General features: G+C 60.7%; 17 protein-coding genes. 3 read left to right on the top strand and 14 right to left on the bottom strand.

What is annotated here, in order from left to right:
* Position 1: 1 nt before the first annotated feature.
* The 8 genes from pabC to AOA59_RS07245 form a co-directional block, all read right to left on the bottom strand.
* Positions 2-817: an aminodeoxychorismate lyase gene (pabC, locus tag AOA59_RS07280; RefSeq protein ID WP_099486623.1), complete on the bottom strand. Its 816-nt coding sequence runs from the start codon at positions 815-817 to the stop codon at positions 2-4.
* Positions 817-2,061, bottom strand: coding sequence for a beta-ketoacyl-ACP synthase II (fabF, locus tag AOA59_RS07275; protein WP_056861643.1), 1,245 nt, complete (start codon positions 2,059-2,061; stop codon positions 817-819). Before fabF ends, pabC begins: the two co-directional genes overlap by 1 nt.
* A gap of 128 nt (positions 2,062-2,189) precedes the next feature.
* Complete coding sequence (gene acpP / locus AOA59_RS07270) at positions 2,190-2,426, bottom strand: acyl carrier protein (RefSeq protein ID WP_016973676.1); 237 nt, start codon at positions 2,424-2,426, stop codon at positions 2,190-2,192.
* Between the two features lie 192 nt (positions 2,427-2,618).
* A complete protein-coding gene (gene fabG / locus AOA59_RS07265) occupies positions 2,619-3,362 on the bottom strand; it encodes a 3-oxoacyl-ACP reductase FabG (RefSeq protein ID WP_015885432.1) in 744 nt (247 codons plus the stop codon).
* Positions 3,363-3,383: 21 nt separating this feature from the next.
* Entirely contained in the window at positions 3,384-4,322 is a 939-nt protein-coding gene (fabD, locus tag AOA59_RS07260) for an ACP S-malonyltransferase (protein ID WP_099486621.1), read from the bottom strand.
* A gap of 126 nt (positions 4,323-4,448) precedes the next feature.
* A complete protein-coding gene (gene plsX, locus AOA59_RS07255) occupies positions 4,449-5,459 on the bottom strand; it encodes a phosphate acyltransferase PlsX (RefSeq protein WP_099486619.1) in 1,011 nt (336 codons plus the stop codon).
* Between the two features lie 4 nt (positions 5,460-5,463).
* Entirely contained in the window at positions 5,464-5,646 is a 183-nt protein-coding gene (rpmF, locus tag AOA59_RS07250; protein WP_008152339.1) for a 50S ribosomal protein L32, read from the bottom strand.
* A gap of 13 nt (positions 5,647-5,659) precedes the next feature.
* Positions 5,660-6,190: a YceD family protein gene (locus tag AOA59_RS07245; RefSeq protein ID WP_005790551.1), complete on the bottom strand. Its 531-nt coding sequence runs from the start codon at positions 6,188-6,190 to the stop codon at positions 5,660-5,662.
* A 105-nt stretch (positions 6,191-6,295) separates the two neighbouring features.
* Here AOA59_RS07245 and AOA59_RS07240 point away from each other — a divergent pair, with 105 nt between their 5' ends.
* Positions 6,296-6,874: a nucleoside triphosphate pyrophosphatase gene (locus AOA59_RS07240; RefSeq protein ID WP_065929320.1), complete on the top strand. Its 579-nt coding sequence runs from the start codon at positions 6,296-6,298 to the stop codon at positions 6,872-6,874.
* Between the two features lie 135 nt (positions 6,875-7,009).
* Here AOA59_RS07240 and AOA59_RS07235 read toward each other — a convergent pair whose 3' ends face one another.
* The 3 genes from AOA59_RS07235 to rluC are packed head-to-tail and all read right to left on the bottom strand — an operon-like array spanning position 7,010 to position 9,623.
* Complete coding sequence (locus AOA59_RS07235; protein ID WP_065929321.1) at positions 7,010-7,993, bottom strand: S49 family peptidase; 984 nt, start codon at positions 7,991-7,993, stop codon at positions 7,010-7,012.
* 24 nt (positions 7,994-8,017) lie between these two features.
* Positions 8,018-8,677 carry an HAD-IA family hydrolase gene (locus tag AOA59_RS07230; RefSeq protein ID WP_099486617.1) on the bottom strand — a complete coding sequence of 220 codons (660 nt, stop codon included), beginning with the start codon at positions 8,675-8,677 and terminating at the stop codon, positions 8,018-8,020.
* On the bottom strand, positions 8,664-9,623 hold the full coding sequence (rluC, locus tag AOA59_RS07225; RefSeq protein WP_056861649.1) for a 23S rRNA pseudouridine(955/2504/2580) synthase RluC: 960 nt from the start codon (positions 9,621-9,623) through the stop codon (positions 8,664-8,666). The genes AOA59_RS07230 and rluC overlap by 14 nt, the downstream gene beginning before the upstream one ends.
* Before the next feature lie 756 nt (positions 9,624-10,379).
* On the opposite strand from rluC, the gene rne reads away from it, so the two are divergent.
* The gene (rne, locus tag AOA59_RS07215; RefSeq protein ID WP_099486615.1) at positions 10,380-13,616 is read left to right on the top strand and encodes a ribonuclease E; all 3,237 of its coding nucleotides are present in this window, start codon (positions 10,380-10,382) and stop codon (positions 13,614-13,616) included.
* A 190-nt stretch (positions 13,617-13,806) separates the two neighbouring features.
* Here rne and AOA59_RS07210 read toward each other — a convergent pair whose 3' ends face one another.
* The 3 genes from AOA59_RS07210 to AOA59_RS07200 form a co-directional block, all read right to left on the bottom strand.
* A complete protein-coding gene (locus AOA59_RS07210) occupies positions 13,807-14,394 on the bottom strand; it encodes an NTP transferase domain-containing protein (RefSeq protein WP_099486613.1) in 588 nt (195 codons plus the stop codon).
* The gene (locus AOA59_RS07205; RefSeq protein WP_099486612.1) at positions 14,394-15,380 is read right to left on the bottom strand and encodes an XdhC family protein; all 987 of its coding nucleotides are present in this window, start codon (positions 15,378-15,380) and stop codon (positions 14,394-14,396) included. Before AOA59_RS07205 ends, AOA59_RS07210 begins: the two co-directional genes overlap by 1 nt.
* Positions 15,381-15,515: 135 nt before the next feature.
* Entirely contained in the window at positions 15,516-16,847 is a 1,332-nt protein-coding gene (locus tag AOA59_RS07200; RefSeq protein WP_017138374.1) for a dicarboxylate/amino acid:cation symporter, read from the bottom strand.
* A 339-nt stretch (positions 16,848-17,186) separates the two neighbouring features.
* Here AOA59_RS07200 and AOA59_RS07195 point away from each other — a divergent pair, with 339 nt between their 5' ends.
* On the top strand, positions 17,187-18,185 hold the full coding sequence (locus tag AOA59_RS07195; protein WP_017138375.1) for an AraC family transcriptional regulator: 999 nt from the start codon (positions 17,187-17,189) through the stop codon (positions 18,183-18,185).
* The last annotated feature ends 69 nt before the right edge of the window (positions 18,186-18,254 follow it).

Here is an 18,254-nt window from a genome sequence, read left to right as displayed (position 1 = left end):
CTCAAATTTCCAATAGCGCGCGAACAATGCCCTGCAGTTTACGGGTGAGCGGCCCAACCGACCAGCTCATCCCGGCGCAACCACGTACGGGCCAAATGCCATAAACGCTGTTGCACACGAAAACTTCGTCGGCCTGTTGCAACTGGTCCATGCTGATGTCGGCCACGGCCACCGGGATGCCCAGGGTTTGCGCCTGGGCCAGAATCTCAGCGCGCATGACGCCGGCAACCCCGCAACGATTCAGATCAGCGGTTACTAACAAGCCATTGCGCACCACGAACAGGTTGCTGAACACGCCTTCGATGACCCGACCGGACCTGTCCAGCATCAAGCCCTCGGCATGTTCGGCATCCTGCCATTCGGCGCGGGCGATCACTTGTTCAAGACGATTCAGGTGCTTGAGGCCCGCCAGCAACGGCTGCTCGGCCAAGCGCGTGGCGCACGCAAACAGGCGGATGCCATCGGTTGCATGGGCCAGAGGATAAGCAGCGGGCGGATTGCCCTGCAAGATACGGCGCACGGGGACGCCAGGGTTGATGCCATAACCGCGCAGGCTGTCGCCACGGGTGAGGATCAATTTGAGTACGCCATTGCCCATGGCAGCGGCGTAAGCCAGCACTTCGCTGCGGATCAGGGTTTGATCCGCAATCAAGGCGAGGCGCCTGCACCCCTCTTCAAGGCGTTGCAGGTGACGGTCGAGCAGCACCGGCTGCCCGGCCTTGACGGCGATGGTCTCAAACAGGCCATCGCCGTACGCCAGGCCACGATCTTTCAGGGGCACGCTGCCCGCTGGCTGACCGTCGACCCAGCTGTGCATCACTCGGCGAACCGGCGGAACACCAGGGAACCGTTGGTGCCACCGAAACCGAACGAGTTGGAGATCACCACGTCGATCGGCATAGGTTGCGCTTCGTGAGGCACGAAGTTGAGGTCGCAGCCCTCGTCCGGCTCATCAAGGTTGATGGTCGGCGGAGCGACCTGATCCTTGATGGCCATGACGCTGAAGATCGCCTCGACCGCGCCCGCCGCACCCAACAGGTGGCCGGTCATGGACTTGGTGGAACTGACCGCCAGCTTGTAGGCGTGCTCACCGAACACCGACTTGATGGCTTCGGCTTCCGCCAGGTCGCCCGTCGGGGTCGATGTGCCGTGTGCATTGATGTACTGCACCTGGTTGGCGTTGACCTTCGCATCGCGCAAGGCGTTGGTGATGCAACGTGCAGCACCGGCACCGTCGGACGGCGGCGAGGTCATGTGGTAGGCGTCGCCGCTCATGCCGAAGCCGATCAGCTCGGCGTAAATAGTGGCACCACGCGCCTTGGCGTGCTCCAGCTCTTCGAGTACCAGCGCACCGGCACCGTCAGCCAGTACAAAGCCATCACGGCCCTTGTCCCACGGACGGCTGGCGCGAGTCGGCTCGTCATTGCGCGTCGACAGCGCACGGGACGCGCCGAAGCCGCCCATGCCGAGGCCGCAGGCGGCCATTTCGGCGCCACCGGCGATCATCACATCGGCTTCGTCATAGGCGATATTACGCGCCGCCATGCCGATGCAGTGCGTGCCGGTGGTGCACGCCGTGGCAATGGCGTAGTTGGGGCCCTGTGCGCCCAGATGGATCGACAGGAAACCGGAAATCATATTGATGATCGAGCCCGGCACGAAGAACGGCGAAATTCGACGGGGGCCGGAATCGTGCAGCGTGCGGCTGGTTTCTTCGATATTGGTCAAACCGCCAATACCCGAACCCATGGCCACGCCGATGCGCTCACGGTTGGCGTCGGTGACTTCCAGGCCGGCATTACGCACCGCCTGAAAACCGGCTGCCAGGCCGTATTGAATGAACAGGTCGAGCTTGCGGGATTCTTTGACCGAGAGATATTCCTCGACATTGAAGCCCTTTACCGAGCCGCCAAAACGGGTGGAATAGGCAGAAAGGTCCGTGTGTTCGATCAGACCAATACCACTGTGGCCAGCCAGAATGCCCTGCCAACTGCTCGGCACATCTGTACCCAGTGGCGACAACATACCCATACCGGTGACTACGACGCGTCTACGCGACACAGCACTCTCCTTTTTCTAATGACGACACTTTGCTTCGCAGCTTATTTTTCATCACCGCTTAAAGAAAAAACCGCACGCCGTTACAGCAGTGCGGTTTTTCCCTGACAGCAAGCGACGACTACAAACTATTACGCCTGGTGGGCAGTAACGTAGTCGATAGCAGCTTGAACAGTAGTGATTTTTTCAGCTTCTTCGTCCGGGATTTCGGTCTCGAATTCCTCTTCCAGAGCCATCACCAGCTCAACGGTGTCAAGGGAATCGGCACCCAGGTCTTCAACGAAGGAAGCGGAGTTGGTCACTTCTTCTTCTTTAACGCCCAGTTGCTCGGCAACGATTTTCTTGACGCGCTCTTCGATGGTGCTCATACCTTGTTTAACTCCTAATGGACAAATTCAGGCAGCTGGCCAGTGGGTAAGTGTATAGAAAGCCTTTTCAGCTTTTCAACTGAAAGCTTCACCCTCGTACCCGACCGGCCACCTGCCTATAAATTAAGTTGCAGCTTTATAACGGATTTTAGACAGCTCGTATGACATTTTTTTGAAGCGATCCGTCACAATTTAACTCATGTACATCCCGCCGTTCACCGGGATTGTAGCCCCAGTCACGTATGCCGCACCGTCGGATGCCAGGAAAGTGACCACATTTGCGATCTCTTGAGCCTGGCCCAGACGGCCCAGCGGAATCTGGGTCAGCAACGCTTCACGCTGTGCTTCCGGCAGTTCGCGGGTCATATCGGTGTCGATGAACCCTGGGGCCACCGAGTTGACCGTAATCGAACGCGAACCGACTTCACGGGCCAATGCACGGCTGAAACCTTCCAGACCGGCCTTGGCCGCTGCATAGTTTACTTGGCCTGCGTTGCCCATGGCACCCACTACGGAGCCAATATTGATAATTCGGCCCCAACGCGCCTTGGTCATGCCGCGCAAAACACCCTTGGACAGGCGAAACAGACTGTTCAAGTTGGTATCGACCACGTCGTACCACTCGTCGTCTTTCATGCGCATCATCAGGTTGTCACGGGTGATACCGGCGTTGTTCACCAGAATAGCCGGTGCGCCGAACTGTGCAGTGATCTCGGCCAGCACAGCAGCAACAGACTCGTCGCTGGTCACATTCAGCTCAAGACCGGTGCCTTGCACGCCGTTTTCCTTCAAGGTCGCGGCAATACGCTCAGCGCCCGAAGCGGAAGTGGCGGTGCCGATCACAACGGCGCCTTGACGGCCCAGTTCCAGGGCGATCGCCTGGCCAATGCCACGGCTTGCGCCAGTAACCAGTGCAACTTTACCTTGCAGACTCATGCAGGCTTCTCCTAAAGGGGTTCAGGCCAGTGCCGCGCGCGCGGCAGCGAAGGCATCCGGGGTATTGAGGTTGGCAGTCGACACGCCATCGGCGCAACGCTTGTTCAGGCCGGCCAGGACTTTGCCCGGGCCGCACTCGACCAACTCAGTGGCACCATTGGCAGCCAGGGTCTGTACCGACTCAACCCAGCGTACCGGCTTGTAGAGCTGCTCCAGCAGGTCGCGCTTGAGGGTGTCGAGGTCGGCGGCAACAGCCGCGCTGACGTTCTGCACCAGCGGAATCTGCGGCGCCTGCCAATTGATGGCGGCAATGGACTCGGCAAAGCGCTCGGCAGCCGGGCGCATCAGCTCGCAGTGCGACGGCACGCTCACCGGCAACGGCAAGGCGCGCTTGGCACCACGGGCCTTGCAGCCCTCAATGGCGCGCTCGACAGCGGCCTTGGCGCCGGCGATGACCACCTGGCCAGGGGAGTTGAAGTTCACTGCGCTGACCACTTCGCCCTGGGCCGCTTCGGCGCAGGCTTCGATCACCACAGCGTCGTCCAGGCCGAGGATAGCGGCCATGCCGCCCTGCCCGGCTGGAACAGCTTCTTGCATCAACTGACCACGGCGCTCGACCAGCTTGACCGCTTCAGCGAGGGTCAGGCTGCCGGCGGCCACCAAGGCGCTGTACTCGCCCAGGCTGTGACCGGCCACGTAAGCCGGGCGTACACCGCCTTCGGCCAACCACAAGCGCCACAGGGCGATCGAGGCGGTCAGGATCGCCGGCTGGGTTTTATCGGTTTGATTGAGTTGCTCTTCCGGCCCTTGCTGGGTCAGTGCCCACAGGTCGTAACCCAGGGCATCGGAAGCTTCCTTGAAGGTTTCCAGGATCAGCGGATGGTGCGCGCCCAGCTCGGCCAACATGCCGAGGGACTGCGAACCCTGCCCTGGAAAGACGAATGCGAGGGATGTAGACATGTAACAAGCCCCTAATGATCTGGTCGTCAAAAATGCCCGCACCGAAGGTGGGCGCGAACGAAACTGACAGATTGGATGGTCAATTGAACTGGCCGGTCACATTTAAGCACTCCCGGGCCGATTCGCCTAAGGCAACAGATCCTCAAGACGCCCGTGCAAACGTTGCGGTAGGTTTTCCTGGATCTCGATCAACGCTCGCGCAATCGCACTTTGAAAGCCCTGCACACCGGCCGAGCCGTGGCTTTTTACCACAATGCCCTGCAGCCCCAGAAAACTCGCGCCATTATGCCGTGCCGGCGCAAGGTCGGCCTGCAGACGGCGCATCAACGGCAACGCCAGCGCGCCGACCATGCGTGAGGCCAGGTTGTGCTTGAACAAGGCTTCGATACGCGTGGCGATCATGGTCGCCAGGCCTTCGCTGGACTTGAGCAGGATATTACCGACAAACCCGTCGCACACCACCACATCCGCCTCGCCGCGGTACAAGCCGTCACCTTCGACAAAACCGATGTAGTTCAAGCCCCGCGCACCTTGCAACAAGGTGGCAGCCAGCTTGACCTGCTGGTTTCCCTTGATGTCCTCGGTGCCGATATTGAGCAACGCCACGCGTGGCCGGGCCACACCCAACGCCTCAGCGGCCACCGAGCCCATCACGGCGAACTGGAGCAGGTGTTCGGCACTGCAATCGACGTTTGCACCCAGGTCCAGCAGTTGGCAATAGCCTTTTTGCGTCGGAATCGCCGCAACCATGGCCGGCCGATCAATACCCGGCAACGTCTTGAGCACATGACGCGACAACGCCATCAACGCCCCGGTATTGCCGGCACTGACACAGGCTTGCACCTTGCCATCACGCAACAACTCAAGGGCTACCCGCATTGAAGAGTCGGGCTTGCCACGCAAGGCTGCCGCGGGCTTCTCATCCATGCCGATGGTTTCGCTGGCCGCAGTAACGGTCAGGCGCGCGCGATCCACCGCCGGATGGCCGGCAATCAGTTCTTCAAGTAGGGAATGTTGACCGACGAGGGTCAGGTGCAGCGAGGGCGTAGCAGACAGGCTGGCAACGCAAGCCTGAACAATGCTGCGGGGACCGAAGTCCCCGCCCATTGCGTCAATCGCGATGACTTGAGCAGACAAGTGATTACTCGTCAGCGCCCTTGTCGATCACTTTACGGCCACGGTATACGCCTTCTGGCGATACGTGGTGACGCAGGTGAATTTCACCGGTGGTTTTTTCTACAGACAGAGTGCTTGCCGTCAGGGCATCGTGCGAACGACGCATGTCACGGGCAGAGCGGGATTTTTTGTTCTGCTGAACAGCCATAATTGATTAACTCCTAAACGTTTGGGTCACGCTTTAACTGCGCCAATACACTGAACGGGTTGGACCGCGTTACCTCGTCCTCGCTCGGCTCGGCCTCGTCATCAAGGCCCTCCGGCTGCTGGCATTCTTCCGGATGATGAGCAGGCACAATGGGCAAGGCGAGCAAAAGCTCCTCCTCGATCAGTGCATGCAGATCCAATGGATCTTCGCCCAGTTCCAGCACGTCATAACCTTTCGGCAACGACTGGGTATTCGCACCCTCTTTCACCACAGCATAACTGCATTCGCTGTGGATCGGCAGGGTGACCAGCTCAAGACAACGCTGGCAAACCATTTTGACTTCGGTGTCGATAAAGCTGTGGATTACCACAGACTTACGTTCATCTCGTTCAAAAACGAATTTAGCCTGCACCGTACCGACAGTGTCGGAAAGCGGGTCGCAGAGTCTCTCCAAATCGGCCAGCAGCACTTCACCTTGAAGGGTGGTGCCACGATCAGCCAATTTGCGCGGGTCAACGTGAGGTGGAATCGGGTCATTCAACATAGGCGCAGCATTATAGGGATGCACCCAGCCATGTCAAAGGAAATTCAGCCCTGTGCGTCAGCTGGTCGCCCCGCTAGAATCGGCGGCTGCCTCGAGGAGACACCCATGCTGCCTTTATTACTCGCTTCCAGCTCGGTTTATCGCCGGGAATTGCTGGCCCGCCTGCACCTACCGTTCATCTGCAGCTCGCCGGATATCGACGAAAGCCATCGCGCAAATGAATCGGCCATTGAGCTGGTCAAGCGCCTGGCGCAAGAGAAAGCCCGCGCCCTCGCCGCCCGTCACCCAGGGCATTTGATTATCGGCTCCGATCAGGTGGCCGCACTCGATGGCCGCATTATCGGCAAACCCCACACCTTTGAAAACGCCCGCGAGCAATTACTGGCTGCCAGCGGCAAACGCGTGAGCTTTTTGACCGGCCTGGCGCTGCTCAACAGTGAGACGGGCCACTGCCAGGTAGACTGCGTGCCATTTACCGTGCAGATGCGCGAACTGAGTGTGGAGCGCATCGAGCGTTATTTGCGCGCGGAACAGCCTTATGACTGCGCAGGCAGCTTCAAGGCCGAAGGGCTGGGTGTGAGCCTGTTTCAGAGCACCGAAGGGCCGGATGCGACCAGCCTGGTCGGCCTGCCGCTGATTCGACTGGTGGACATGCTGCTGGCTGAAGGCGTGCAAATCCCCTAGGCCCTACTCCAAAACCAAATGTGGGAGCTGGCTTGCCTGCGATAGCGGTGGGCCAGTCACTTTCAATGTCGACTGACCGGGCGCTATCGCGGGCAAGCCCGCTCCCACATGTTGAACTGCGACAAAGCCGATATTTCAGCGCAGTGTCGGACCCTGGAAGCCCATGTAGTAGGCCAGCTTCTCCGCCACACTGGCACCCAGCTTCTTGGAGAAGCGATCAAACGGCGATTCCTGAACAGTGAAGTCCACCAGTTCCTTCTCGCCAATCACATCGCGCGCCACCGAACTGGCACTGCCCAGGCCGTCGATCAAACCCAACGGCAATGCCTGCTCACCGGACCACACCAGGCCGGAGAACAGCTCAGGATGGTCCTTGTCCTTCAGACGATCGCCACGCCCCTGTTTAACGCTGGCAATGAACTGACGATGGGTGGTGTCGAGCACGCCCTGCCAGAACTGGGTTTCATCGGCCTTTTGTGGCTGGAACGGATCGAGGAACGACTTGTGCTCACCCGAGGTGTAGGTGCGACGCTCCACCCCCAACTTCTCCATGGTACCCACAAAGCCGTAACCGGCCGCTGTCACACCAATGGAGCCGACCAGGCTGGCCTTGTCGGCATAGATCTGGTCAGCGGCGCTGGCGATGTAATAGGCCCCCGAGGCGCCCAGGTCGGAAATCACCGCGTACAACTTGATGTCAGGGTGCAGGCCGCGCAGGCGGCGAATCTCGTCATACACGTAGCCCGACTGCACAGGGCTGCCACCTGGGCTGTTGATGCGCAGGATCACGCCCTTGACCTTGGGGTCCTCGAACGCCGCACGCAGGCCGCCGACGATATTATCGGCGCTGGCGGACTCCTTGTCGGCAATCACCCCGTTCACGTCGATAAAGGCGGTGTAGTTGTTGCTACGGGTGGCGCTTTTTTCCATGTCCATCAGCGGGCTGAACAACGCCAGCATGGCGATAAGCCAGATAAACGTCAGCAACTTGAAGAAAATCCCCCAACGCCGTGCACGGCGCTGCTCCTGGACACTGGCCAGCAGGGTCTTCTCCAACAGCTTCCAGCTTTTATCATCACCGCTTTCGGCCTTTTCGGGCGCTTTCCACTCGTCACTCATGCCATTAACCCCAGCAAAGACTTATCAGGCCCGGCTGAGCCAGGCGTGCAGTTCAGAAAAATGATCAATCGTCAGCCTGGGCTCGTATGCCTGCAAGGCTTCGGCAGCCTGGGCGCCGTAGCTGACCGCCACGCTGTCCATGCCGGCATTGCGCGCCATCATCAGGTCGAAGGAAGCGTCACCCACCATCAACGCCTGACGCGGCGCTACGCCGCAATGCGCCAGGATCTGCTCCAGCATCAGAGGGTGAGGTTTGCTGGCGGTTTCATCCGCTGCACGGGTGATATCGAAATAATCTTCAAACCCGTGGGCCTTGAGCACCCGATCCAGCCCGCGACGGGCCTTGCCGGTGGCCACAGCCAAGTGATAACCCTCGGCGCGAAACGCCTCCAGGGATTGCCTTACGCCGTCAAACAGCGGCGAAGGCGTGGCCTCCAGCCCTATGTAGTGATCGGCGTAATGGTCACGAAAAGTCACCAGCTCTGTGTCGCTGATCCGGGGGTACAAGGTACGGATCGCCTCGGGCAGGCCCAGACCGATAATGCCTTTTACCGCCAGATCCGTGCACAACTCGAAACCGGAACGGGTCGAGGCCGCGTGCATTGAGTCGACGATGCGCCCAACGGAATTGCACAGCGTGCCGTCCCAATCAAAAATCAGCAGCTTGTAGTCAGGGTGCGACACTCAAACGCTCCACGGTCTTGGCCCACATCTCATCGACCGGCGCCTGCAACTTCAGCTCGCCGCCATCGGGCAGCGGCACGGTGAGCATGTAGGCGTGCAGGAACAGGCGCTTGCCGCCCAGGTCGCGAATTTCCCTGGAGAAATCCTCATCGCCGTATTTGGTGTCGCCGGCGATGCAGTGGCCCGCATGCAGGGTGTGCACACGAATCTGGTGGGTACGCCCGGTCACAGGCTTGGCCTCGACCATCGTGGCGAAGTCACCGAAGCGGCGTAGCACCTTGAACAGGGTCAGGGCTTCTTTGCCCTCCTCGTCCACTTCGACCATGCGCTCGCCGGAGCGCAGGTTGCTCTTCTGCAACGGCGCACGCACGCTCTTGATGGAGCTGGCCCAGTTGCCCCGTACCAGTGCCATGTAGCGCTTGTCCACGCCATCGCCACGCAAGGCGGTGTGCAGGTGACGCAACATGCTGCGTTTTTTGGCGATCATCAGCAGGCCGGAGGTGTCACGGTCCAAGCGGTGGACCAGCTCCAGCTCCTTGGCATCGGGGCGCAACTGACGAAAGGCTTCGATCACCCCGAACGTCAGGCCACTGCCGCCGTGAACCGCAATGCCGCAAGGCTTGTTGATCACGATCAGCTTGTTGTCTTCGAAGACAATCGACGCTTCCAGGCGCTGCAACAGGCCCTGGGCCAATGGCACCGGCTCGTCACGCTCAGGCACGCGCACTGGCGGCACACGGACGATATCGCCCGCCTGCAGCTTGTACTCGGGCTTGATCCGGCCTTTGTTCACGCGCACTTCACCTTTACGCAAGATGCGGTAAATCAAGGTCTTGGGCACGCCTTTGAGCCTGGCCAGGAGAAAATTGTCGATGCGTTGGCCGGCATATTCCGGCGAGACCTCGAGCAGCTGGACGCTGGGGGTCTGGGGGGCGGTAGTCGTCATGGCGGCGATGATAACAATTTTTTATGGAATTGAAGCACTTAATCATTGCTGCTATAGTCGCGAACGCCGCCAAAAGCGGCCTGGACAGAGGACTTGCGGCAAACTGCCGGCCCTGACCATCGCAATTCATCAGGACGCGAGGCCGTCCTACGGGGCTTTCGCCACCTTGGGAGGCTCAGGATTGTAACAAGCGCAGGTGACATGAGGCCTGAAGCGAGTGCAGAAAGCAGAGTGAATACTCGCGTTCTGCGCCGATATTTACGGCCAGTTCACAAAGTGCAGTCAGTCTTGAGCCAGACCACGGCGAATGCTTCGGAAACAACGCCTGTTAAGAGCTGAGTGAGAGCGCAGTCGCCCACACCTAGTCTTGTTTAGCCATGAGCGTGGACTCCCCATTGGAGTACACGGTAAATGCCAACCCGCTGCGGATTCTGCGCGCGGCAGCACCCGAATTATCAGGGATACGTGTAGGGTGGAGATGCACAACCGTCGGACCGTGTAGCATTAGGCTTATAAGACGCTTCATCTCGTCCACAGTCGCCGGTTGATTCCTCCTCCTGACCTTAGCTTTTGTTGAAGTGGTGCCTTTGTCACCACCGCTAACAAGCAGGACGCGTCCGTCGCGATACCGGCCCAATTGGCTCGTTATTGCTGGACACTGGAGTGGCCAACCACTCTTGACGCACCTGACACCGACCGTGAGAAGTCGTGTGTGCCGAACGCCGTTTCCGGCAGCCCGGAAACCGACGGTACAACATGAAAAGAATGCTGATTAACGCAACTCAACCCGAAGAGTTGCGTGTTGCACTGGTAGATGGCCAACGCCTCTATGACCTGGACATCGAATCCGGTGCGCGCGAGCAAAAGAAGGCCAACATCTATAAAGGCCGTATTACTCGCATCGAACCAAGCCTTGAGGCTGCCTTTGTCGATTTCGGCTCCGAGCGCCACGGCTTCCTGCCCCTCAAAGAAATCTCCCGCGAATACTTCAAGAAAGCCCCCGAAGGCCGCGTGAACATCAAGGACGTCCTGAGCGAAGGCCAGGAAGTCATCGTTCAGGTCGAAAAAGAAGAACGTGGCAACAAGGGCGCTGCCCTGACCACTTTCATCTCCCTGGCCGGCCGTTACCTGGTGCTGATGCCGAACAACCCGCGTGCCGGCGGCATTTCCCGTCGCATCGAAGGCGAAGAACGCAACGAACTGCGTGAAGCGCTGAACGGCCTGATCGCCCCTGCCGACATGGGCCTGATCGTGCGCACTGCAGGCCTGGGCCGCAGCAGCGAAGAAATGCAGTGGGACCTCGACTACCTGCTGCAACTGTGGACCGCCATCAAAGAAGCCTCCCTGGATCGTTCCGCGCCGTTCCTGATCTACCAGGAAAGCAACGTGATCATCCGCGCCATCCGCGATTACCTGCGCCAGGACATCGGCGAAGTGCTGATCGACAGCGTTGAAGCCCAGGACGAAGCCCTGACCTTCATTCGCCAGGTGATGCCGCAGTACGCCAGCAAGATCAAGCTCTACGAAGACAGCGTTCCGCTGTTCAACCGTTTCCAGATCGAAAGCCAGATCGAGACCGCCTTCCAGCGCGTGGTCGAACTGCCTTCCGGCGGCTCCATCGTGATCGACCCGACCGAAGCCCTGGTGTCCATCGACATCAACTCGGCGCGCGCCACCAAAGGCAGCGACATCGAAGAGACCGCGCTGCAGACCAACCTGGAAGCAGCCGAAGAAATCGCCCGCCAGCTGCGCCTGCGCGACATCGGCGGCCTGATCGTGATCGACTTCATCGACATGACCCCGGCCAAGAACCAGCGCGCCGTGGAAGAAAAAGTCCGCGAATGCCTGGAAGCTGACCGTGCCCGCGTACAGGTCGGCCGCATCTCGCGCTTCGGCCTGCTGGAAATGTCCCGTCAGCGCCTGCGCCCCTCCCTGGGCGAGAGCAGCGGCATCGTCTGCCCGCGTTGCAACGGCACCGGCATCATCCGTGACGTTGAATCGCTGTCCCTGGCGATCCTGCGCCTGATCGAAGAAGAAGCCCTGAAAGACCGCACCGCCGAAGTCCGCGCGCAAGTGCCGATCCCGGTGGCCGCGTTCCTGCTTAACGAAAAACGCAACTCGATCACCAAGATCGAACTGCGCACCCGTGCCCGCATCGTCATCCTGCCGAACGATCACCTCGAGACGCCGCACTTCGAAGTGCAACGCCTGCGTGATGACAGCCCCGAAGCCCACAGCGGCCAGTCCAGCTACGAAATCGCCGCTGCCGCTGCCGAAGTGGAAGAAGTCCAGCCAGCCGCTGCGACCCGTACTCTGGTTCGCCAGGAAGCCGCCGTGAAGACCGCACCGGCGCGTGCGAACGCACCGGTCCCGGCTGAAGTCGCTGCACCGGTTGCCGCACCGGCCGCCCTGCCTGAGCCAAGCCTGTTCAAAGGCCTGGTGAAGTCGCTGGTCAGCCTGTTCGCCAGCAAAGAAGAGCCTGCTGCGCCGGTTGTGGTTGAAAAGCCTGCTACCGAACGCCCGGCCCGTAACGAAGAACGTCGCAACGGCCGTCAACAGAGCCGTAACCGCAACGGTCGCCGTGACGAGGAGCGCAAGCCGCGCGAAGAACGTGCACCGCGTGAGGAACGCGCGCCACGTGAAGAGCGTGCACCTCGTGAAGAACGTGCACCTCGCGAAGCCCGTGAAGAGACCCCAACCGTAGCCCGTGAAGAACGCGCACCACGCGAAGAGCGCGCCCCCCGTACTCCGCGTGCCCCGCGTGAAGATCGCAAGCCACGTGGCGAGCGTGAAGAACGTGTGCGTGAACTGCGCGAGCCGCTGGACGCTGCACCGGCAGTAGCCGCCGTTGCTGCCGAAGCTGTCAGCGAAGAACGCCCGGCTCGCCAGCCGCGTGAAGAACGCGCCCCACGTGAAGAGCGCCAGCCGCGCCCACCGCGTGAAGAGCGTCAACCACGTGCCGAGCAAGCCGCTGCCACCAGCGAAGAAGAAGTGCTGACCGGTGAAGAGCAACTGCAGGAAGACGGTCAGGACAACGCCGAAGGCGATCGTCCACGCCGCCGCTCCCGTGGCCAGCGTCGTCGCAGCAACCGTCGTGAGCGTCAGCGTGATGCCAACGGCAATGTGATCGAAGGCTCGGAAGAGACCGGCGAGAACGGCGAAGCGGCCACCGCAGAGCCAACGGGCGCCGAACTGGCTGCCGGCCTGGCGGTGACCGCCGCCGTTGCCAGCAGCGTGATCAGCGCACCGGCTGAAGCCCAGGCGCATGAGCAAGCTGAACGCGCTACCGCTGCTGTTGAAGAAACAGCGGCTGTAGAAGCACCGGTTGCCGGGACCCCAGTGGTTGAAGCGCCGGTTGTTGAAACGCCAGTCGTCGAAGCCACTACCCCGATCGAAGCCCCAGTGGTTCCGGAAGTGGAAGTTGCCTCGCCAGTGCGTGAAGTGCGCGACGTTCAACCAGAAGTCGAAGTGGCTGCTGTCGAGCCTGCACCGGTTGCCGAGCCTCAGCCAGTGGTTGAAGCCGTGGCTGAAGCGCCGGTTGTCGAAGAAGCTGCTCCGGCAGTGCGTGAAGTTCGCGAAGAACAGACCGCCTTCCAGTGGACTGCCGAACCCGCTGCACCGGTTGAAGCGCCAGCACCTGCCCCAGTGGTAGAAGAAGCGCCTGCACCGGTTGCCGAGGTGGTTGCCGAGCCAGCCCCGGTGGTTGAGCCTGCACCCGTGGTTGAAGCGCCCGTAGTTGCTGAAGCACCAGTGGTTGCCGAAGTCGCAGCCCCCGTGGTTGAAGCGGCGCCTGCCAGCGCCCTGACCGAAAACGGCCGTGCGCCGAACGACCCACGTGAAGTGCGTCGTCGTCGCAGGGAAGCTGAAGCCGCCGCGGCTGCAGCCGCTGCCGCACCGGCTGCCGACGCGGTCGAGGCACCAGCCCCGGTTGTTGAAGCCGTGGTTGAGCACAAGGCCCTGGAAGCAGAGCACGAGCCTAAACCCCTCGTCTGATTCCATCAGCCACTAAAAAGCCCCGCCTGAGTGATCAGGCGGGGCTTTTTTATGGGCGTTCAACTTAAGCCTTGTGGAGATCAAGCCTTGTGGAGATCAACGGTGGGAGCTGGCTTGCCTGCGATAGCATCACCGCAGCGTGACTGACACACCGAGGTGCCTGCATCGCGGGCAAGCCCGGCTCCCACCGTTAGTCTGTGCTGAAACTTAGCATCTGCGGTACGTCCACATCCCACAGCACACCGGGATCCTCCACGTGCACTTGCCGCACCACCGCCTGGGAAAATAACGGCTTTGCGCCACGATCACCGCTCAATGCCATCAGTTGCGGCCCCAGCGCCCGACCAAAAGCCACCGGATGCCCGTACTTACCCGCCTGTACCGGCACACTGACGCCATCGTCCTGGACCGCGTCAATCACTCGCTCAAGGGTCGACGACTGAATAAACGGCATGTCCCCCAACACCACCAACCAACCATCGGCTTCACCACTGGCTGCGACGGCTGCCGCGATGCTGTCGCCCATACCTGGCGAGTCCAGCAACAAGACTTCACAGCCATACGCCTTGGCCAAACGAATAACGGCCAGGCGGTCCGGCGAGGTGACGAGCCAGCGCTCTACGATGCACTCTGGCAAGCTCACCAATACCTGTTCGATCACGGGGCGTGTCACACCATCGACGCCTACGCAATCGGCCAGCAACTTGTCTTGATCAGCGCCGGCCTCAGCGCGAAAACGACTGCCCTGCCCGGCTGCCAGCACAATCGCCGTGACCACTACTCAGCCACCACGGGCATTGGTTTCTTCTGCATTGGCGCAACACCGTTCTTGATCGCGACAATTTCCGCCATCAGCGACAGAGCAATTTCCGCCGGTGTATGACTACCGATATGCAACCCGATCGGCCCATGCAGACGTGCAATCGCCTCAGCCGACAACCCCAGCGCCGCCAGGGTTTCCCGGCGCTTTTGCGTATTGACCCGCGAACCGAGGGCGCCAATGTAGAACGCCGATGAGTCGAGCGCCGTCAGCAGCGCCATATCGTCCAATCGAGGGTCGTGCGTCAGGCAGACGATAGCCGTGCGCTCATCCGTCTGGATATTCAGCACCGCCTCATCCGGCATGCCGGGCACAAAGCGGCCATGCTGCTCTTCCCAGCCGTAGACGAATTCTTCGCGCGGGTCGCAGATCAGCACTTCGAAATCCAGCAGGCGCGCCATTTCAGCCACGTAGCGCGACAACTGCCCCGCACCGATGAGCAGCAACCGCCAACGCGGGCCGTAGATGGCCCGCAGGCGCTCGCCATCAAAGGTCACGACATCGGTCTTGGCCGCGCCGCTCAAGGTGACCTTGCCACTGCTCAGGTCAAGCTCACGCGCAACAATCTGGTGGTCTTCACAGCGCGCCAGCAATTGCGAGACCCAGCCGAATTCATCCACGCGTTCCTCAGTCAGGCGCAACGTGCCGCCGCACGGCAAGCCGAAACGCGCCGCCTCATCGCGGGTGACGCCGTAGGTCACCAACTGCACCGGCGGGCCACCCTCCGGCAAGCGACCATCCTGCAAGCGCGCGATCAAGTCGTCCTCGATGCAACCGCCCGACACCGAGCCGATCACCACACCATCGCCACGCAAAGCCAGCATTGCCCCCGGCGGGCGTGGCGCGCTGCCCCAGGTCTGAACCACGCTGTACAACACCACTCGGTGCCCGGCACGGCGCCATTCGAGCACGCTGCGCAGGACATTCAGATCCACACTGTCCATCAGGTCTCCTACAGCGGATAAAGTATTCACTTACTGTAAAGCAAGCAAAACCCAAAGCGCCACGTCAGAAACGCAAACGCCCCGAACCAGTCGGGGCGTTTGCAGGCTTTGGGTGTTGTTCACACCCTGGGCATTTTACTTGATGGCAGGCGCCGGGCCTTCGGCCACGCCCAGGTCATCTTCCGGACGGGTATCGGAGATACCGGTGCCGCCGGATGCCAACTCGCTGTGCAGCTTGTCGGTGTCCAGTTCTTTAACCCACTTGGCCACAACGATGGTGGCAACCGCGTTGCCCACCAGGTTGGTCAGTGCGCGGGCTTCGGACATGAAGCGGTCAATACCCAGGATCAGCGCCAGGCCGGCAACCGGCAGGTGGCCTACGGCCGACAGGGTGGCGGCCAGTACGATGAAGCCCGAACCGGTCACGCCTGCAGCGCCTTTGGAGGACAGCAGCAGCACCAGCAGCAGGGTGATCTGGTGGGTGATGTCCATGTGGGTGTCAGTCGCCTGGGCGATGAACACGGCAGCCATGGTCAGGTAGATCGAAGTACCGTCAAGGTTGAAGGAGTAGCCGGTCGGAATCACCAGGCCTACTACGGATTTCTTCGCGCCCAGACGCTCCATCTTGATCAGCATGCGTGGCAGTGCGGATTCGGAGGAGGAAGTACCCAGTACGATCAACAGCTCTTCACGGATGTAGCGAACCAGCTTCAACACGCTGAAACCGTGGGCGCGGCAGATGGCGCCCAGCACCACCACCACAAACAGGATGCAAGTGATGTAGAAGCAGATCATCAGCTGGCCCAGCTGCACCAGGGAACCTACACCGTAGGCGCCGATGGTGAACGCCATGGCGCCCAGGGCACCGATTGGCGCGAGCTTCATAATCATGTTGATGATGTTGAACATCACGTGGGCGAAGCGATCGATGAAGTCCAGCACCGGCTTGCCGTAGGCACCCAGGCGATGCAGGGCAAAACCGAAGATCACCGAGAACATCAGTACTTGCAGGATGTCGCCGTTGGCGAAAGCGCCGACGATGGTGTTCGGGATCACATTGAGGATAAAGCCAACCACGCTCTGGTCTGCACCGGCGGTCACGTAGGCCGCGACTTTGGAGGCGTCCAGGGTCGCTACGTCGATGTGCATGCCGGCGCCCGGTTGCACAACGTTGACCACGATCAGGCCGATCAGCAGGGCGATGGTGGAAACAACTTCGAAGTACAGCAGCGCGTAGCCGCCGGTTTTGCCCACCGATTTCATGCTTTGCATGCCGGCGATGCCGCTGACAACGGTGCAGAAGATGATCGGGGCAATGACCATTTTGATCAGCTTGATAAAGCCGTCACCCAGTGGCTTGAGGGCCACGCCGGTCTGCGGGTAGAAGTGACCGAGCAAAATACCGATAACGATTGCGACGATCACCTGGAAATACAGGGATTTGTAGATTGGCTGACGAGTCGTCATTGCAAAGTTCCTCAATCGCACCGTGTGGCAAAGATCCGCCATTGCCCACGACACTTCAATTGCGAACCCTCCTGCACTGGAGGGATTTGTTGTTTGCGAGGTCTGTAGGAACATTCCTGCGCTGTAATCCCTATCGCAAACGCCGTGCCACTTTGCTCTAATCGCCTGAAGGCCTTTAGACATCAGGGCCTAGGACAAACATCACGCCCTCGCCACTGTGGATGAGGTGGCGGAATTCCGCCCACTCACCCCATCTCGTCCTACAATTTGGCGGATATCCGCCTTGTCGCCCTACCCGGTGATGGCTAACATCCGCCACTCCATGGACGAGGCCCTCACATGCGTGAACGTACCATCGCCAGTCACTACGCCCGCGCCGCTCTGGGCGGTGCGCGCCGCGCGGGTTACGACTATTCGGGCCTGCTGCTGCAAGTGGGCATCACCCCGGAACTGCTGAGCGAACCCCGCGCCCGCATCGCCCCTGAGCAATTTACCCGGTTGTTACAAATGCTATGGCTGGGGCTGGACGACGAATACCTGGGGTTTGCCGAAGGCCCGAGCAAGCGCGGCACCTTCGCCATGATGTGCCACGCGCTGATTCACTGCCGCACCCTGGAGAAGGCTCTGGAACGCGGCTTATTATTTTATAGCCTATTCCCGCAGGGGCCGCGCTGGCAGTTGACCAGAGAAGGCGACTTGGCCCGTTTGAGCCTGGACGATTCGCAGCTGTGGGACCCGGACCACTTTCTCAGCGAGTGCCTGCTGGTGATCTGGCATCGCCTGGGCAGTTGGTTGATCGGCCAGCGTATCCGGCTGCAGCAGGCCACGTTCAGCTACCCGATGCCGGCCCATGCGGGCGAATACGACCTGCTGTTCCCGTGCCCTCAGGTATTTGGCGCACCGAACAGCAGCCTGGTGTTTCCCGCCCGATACCTGAGCCTGCCGTTGTTGCAGGACGAGCGCACCCTCAAGCACTTTCTCGAGCGCTCGCCCGCTGACCTGTTGTCGCGGCCCGATGAAGGCGACAGCTTAAGCAGCCAGCTGCGCCGCCTGCTCAGCCGCGACCGCACGCCCTGGCCCGACCTGGAGGCCGTCGCCCAGCACCTGCACATCAGCCCGCAAACCCTGCGCCGGCATTTGCGCGAGGAAGGCACCAGCTTTCAGGCGCTCAAGGATGAGTTGCGGCGGGACATCGCCATTTATCACTTGGGGCGTGCGGATTTGTCGTTGCAGGAGATTGCCGAGCAGTTGGGGTTTTCGGAGCCTTCGGCGTTTCATCGGGCGTTCAAGAAGTGGACCGGGCTGACGCCGGGGGCGTATCGGGCGCAAGAAAGCTAGAGGTGGATTGCCTGGGCGTGCCTCATCGCGGGCAAGCCCGGCTCCCACCGTTGATCGGGTTCACACAAT

This window comes from Pseudomonas sp. 2822-15 (genome assembly GCF_002742515.1).
Classification (GTDB): domain Bacteria; phylum Pseudomonadota; class Gammaproteobacteria; order Pseudomonadales; family Pseudomonadaceae; genus Aquipseudomonas; species Aquipseudomonas salomonii.
Note: the sequence above shows the minus strand (reverse complement) of the source record. Positions and strands in the feature narration are given on the sequence as shown.